Source organism: Mycobacterium sp. (assembly GCF_049683355.1).
Classification (GTDB): Bacteria; Actinomycetota; Actinomycetes; order Mycobacteriales; family Mycobacteriaceae; genus Mycobacterium.
On the sequence record NZ_JBAUJB010000062.1, the window covers coordinates 1 to 3,104 of the forward strand.

At 69.0% G+C, this 3,104-nt stretch carries 4 protein-coding genes and 1 pseudogene; all 5 read right to left on the reverse strand.

Going from position 1 to position 3,104, the window contains the following annotated elements; translation table 11 throughout:
• A pseudogene (locus WA944_RS03825) lies at nt 1–520 on the reverse strand (molybdopterin-dependent oxidoreductase); the annotation flags it as partial.
• A 69-nt stretch (nt 521–589) separates the two neighbouring features.
• On the reverse strand, nt 590–841 hold the full coding sequence (locus WA944_RS03830) for a hypothetical protein (protein ID WP_526374230.1): 252 nt from the start codon (nt 839–841) through the stop codon (nt 590–592).
• A gap of 78 nt (nt 842–919) precedes the next feature.
• On the reverse strand, nt 920–1,507 hold the full coding sequence (locus tag WA944_RS03835; protein ID WP_526374231.1) for a carbonic anhydrase: 588 nt from the start codon (nt 1,505–1,507) through the stop codon (nt 920–922).
• A 25-nt stretch (nt 1,508–1,532) separates the two neighbouring features.
• Nucleotides 1,533–1,853, reverse strand: a complete 321-nt coding sequence (locus tag WA944_RS03840; RefSeq protein ID WP_526374232.1) for a P-II family nitrogen regulator — start codon at nt 1,851–1,853, stop codon at nt 1,533–1,535.
• On the reverse strand, nt 1,850–3,104 hold a 1,255-nt coding region (locus WA944_RS03845; RefSeq protein WP_526646383.1), incomplete at its 5' end, for a putative inorganic carbon transporter subunit DabA. The genes WA944_RS03840 and WA944_RS03845, both read right to left, overlap by 4 nt.

Consider the following 3,104-nt stretch of genomic DNA (forward strand, 5'->3'; position numbering starts at 1 on the left):
GCACGAACCGGCGTCGGCCGAGCCCGGCCGCCGGGGCGTCACCAGCCGGGGGGTCGTGCTCGAGGGCGGCGCTGGTCTCCGGCCGGGCGCGCCGGTACAGCCACCAGAACACGCCGGTGCCGCCAACCAGCGACGCCAGCGGCGCCAACAAGGCCGGCCTGCCGGCGGCCTGTTCGTATACGGCCAGCACCCCGATGACACCCAGGATGCCGATCGCGGTGAGCCCCGGCGCCAGGCTGCGACGAGAGATCAGCCCGATCAGTAGTCCGGCGACGGCGAGCACCACGGCCATGCCGACCAGCAGGGCCGGCTTGTCGTTGGTGCCGAAGTAGGTGATCGCGAAGTCCTTGACGGCCGCCGGCGTGCGATCGATCGTGGCGTTGCCGACGGCCAGGAACGGCGACGCGGCCGGCACGAGGATGAGTCCGGCGACCAGGTGACCCACGCCGAGAGCAGCGATCACAGCGTTCAGCCCGGTGAGTGCAGCTCGGACAGCGGGCACCCGGGTGGTCGACGTCATAAAGGTAGTTCGTTGCGGTCCGCCATCGGGATGGCAGCGATCTCACCGGCAGAGTTCAGAAGAGCTCCGTCAGTCGGTGCGGATGTGTCGCACCGTGGCGCGGCACCATCGGTCGAACACCTGCACCGCTGCGGGCGCCCAGCGCTGTCCCAGCCGGTCGAGGACCGCGACGCTGACGAGCAGTGCGACCAGCAGCGTCATCAACCCGAGCATCGGGTGCAGTGCTGCCGAGACGGCGGTCAGGTTGAACGCGGCCACGAGGATGAGCATCGCGACGGCGAGTAATTTGGCGCTACCGAAGTTCGGGTGTGGACTGGTCATCGGCTACTCCTCGGGACCCCGAGATTAACGAACTGCATTTCACGTGTCAAGCGGCGCTAATCGACAGCGCACCCGGGACTAGACGACCTCGACGAGCGCGCCGGGGTTCTCGTCGACGGCACCGAGGGTGGCATGCACCCGCACCGTTCGGTCGGTGGAACAGTAGGTGGCGCAGACGATTCCGCATGTCCGGCTGTCCAGACGGCTGGACAGTGCCGCGGAGCGCTGGGCGAGGCCGACGCCGGTTTCGACCACATGGGCGGCGGCGACGGACTCGACCGAGTCGGCGACCGTCCCGCGCCGCACCACCGACAGCAAGGCATGCTCGACGACCCGGCGCATCGAGCCGCCGGGCAGTTCGGCGTGTTCCCACGCCTGCAGCGCCGCCTGCATGGCCGGGCAGTCGTCATGGCCGAGCACGACGATGAGCGGAACCTCCAGGCTTTCCACGGCGTACTCGAGGCTGCCGAGCACGCTGGCGTCCACGGCGTGGCCCCAGGTGCTGATGTCGAGCAGCGCACCGGGGTTCTGGCCGAACACCGCCTCATTGGTGAGAGGTGCGTCGGCACAACGGAAGACGGCGGCGACGGGCTTGTCCGTGGACTTGACGCTGGACAGCCGGTTGCCGGCACGAAGCCGCTGCCAGGTGGCGAGTGGGGTGTTCATGAACTTCGTCCTTTCGTGGTGGGATTCAGCTGAAGTACTCGGGTCTGCTGACGTAGGTCTCGGTTACGAACATCACCCCCGAGGACGCGTCCAGAAGCGGCCGCAGACCTGCGAGCAGCGCCTCGACCTTGGTGTCGGGGACCACGGTGATGATCAGTTCGAGGGTGGCCTGCTGATTGAACAGCAGCCGGCCCTGGTGGTAGCCGTGATGGCCGAGCCCGGACACCCCGGACAGACTGGTGTAACCGGTGGCGCCGACGCTTCCGATGAGTTCCCGGACCGTGGGGGCGTCGCTGCCGCTGACCACCACTTCGATCTTGGTCATCTTGGTCAGGGTGGGTGTCATGGAATCATCTCCTCGTCGGGAACGGGTTTCGGACAATGGGTTTCGGCCCAGGAGTGCCAGCCGGCGCGGGTCCAGCGCTGCCATGGGTGGGCGGGGTGTTCGCGGGCGGCGACGGCGACCCAGTCGTTGCCGAACAGCTGTTGCAGAATCGGATTGCGATCGACCACGGTGTCGATGCGCGCCAGCGGCGCCTGGACGACCGCGAGGAGCCGAAGTGGCTCGTGCAGCAGCCGGTTCCGATAGCTGACCGACTGTTGCGGCAGGCCCAGGCTGAGGTCGCCGACGTGACCGGTGATCACGCCGACGTTCCCGACGACGTTGTGGACGGTCTTGGTTCCGGCCCCGAAGACATCCGGGGCCACGGTGGAGAAGTAGTACTGGCAGTTGATCCACTGTGCCACCACCAGCGGCGCGGTCAGAATCGTCTCCAGTGCGGTGGCGTCGGCGTCGGTGTCGGCGTCGTAGGAGTGCAGGAAGGTTCGACGCTGCAGGTCGAGTCCGCGGGTGACGTCGCGCGGCGCGATGACGAACGCGGCGTTGCCGGCCAGTCCCCACTCCGGGTACACCTGCGCCCAGTCGACCGATCTGCGCCCGACGTGTCTGGCGGCGGCACGGGGTGAGCGGTGCCGCCGGGCGCCCGGCAGCACCGCGCACCGTTCGGCTGCCAGCGCGCGTCCGGCACGGGCGAGATCGGTTTCCAGGCGGTCGACGTCGGCGCGGTGGCTGGGGGGGATCAGGTGGGTGTCGAGAACGGTGATCCGGTCGGTGGCCGTGTCATGCAAGGCGGCGACGACGTGGGTGTGGTCCGGGATGTTGATGCCCGCACCGCGCAACTCGTCACGGACTTCGGCCTGGTTGAGGATGCGCGCGGCGGTGCGGGCGTTGGGCCCGCCTCCCTGCCCACCGCAGGCACCGCAGTCCAGTGACGCCTGGTACGGGTTGTTCTCGGTGTCGCTGTGGTGCCCGCACAGCACCACCAGCCGTCCGAATCCGGTTGTCAGGCCGATGGTTTTCAGCGTCACCTGCGCGAACAGCACACGCTCGGGCAGCGGCATCGACTCCACCGTGAGCAGCGTCTGCGCGGCGGGGCTGATCACGTCGCGCAACCTGCGTCGCAGCCCGGCGACGGCCGACGGGCTGAAGGTCTTGGCCGCCGCCAGGGGACCCGCGATCCAGCCGGCGGCCTCGGCGAGGGCGAACGGGGCGGCCGCAGACTCCTTGGCGGCGTGGAAGGCCGATTCGGCCCCGCCC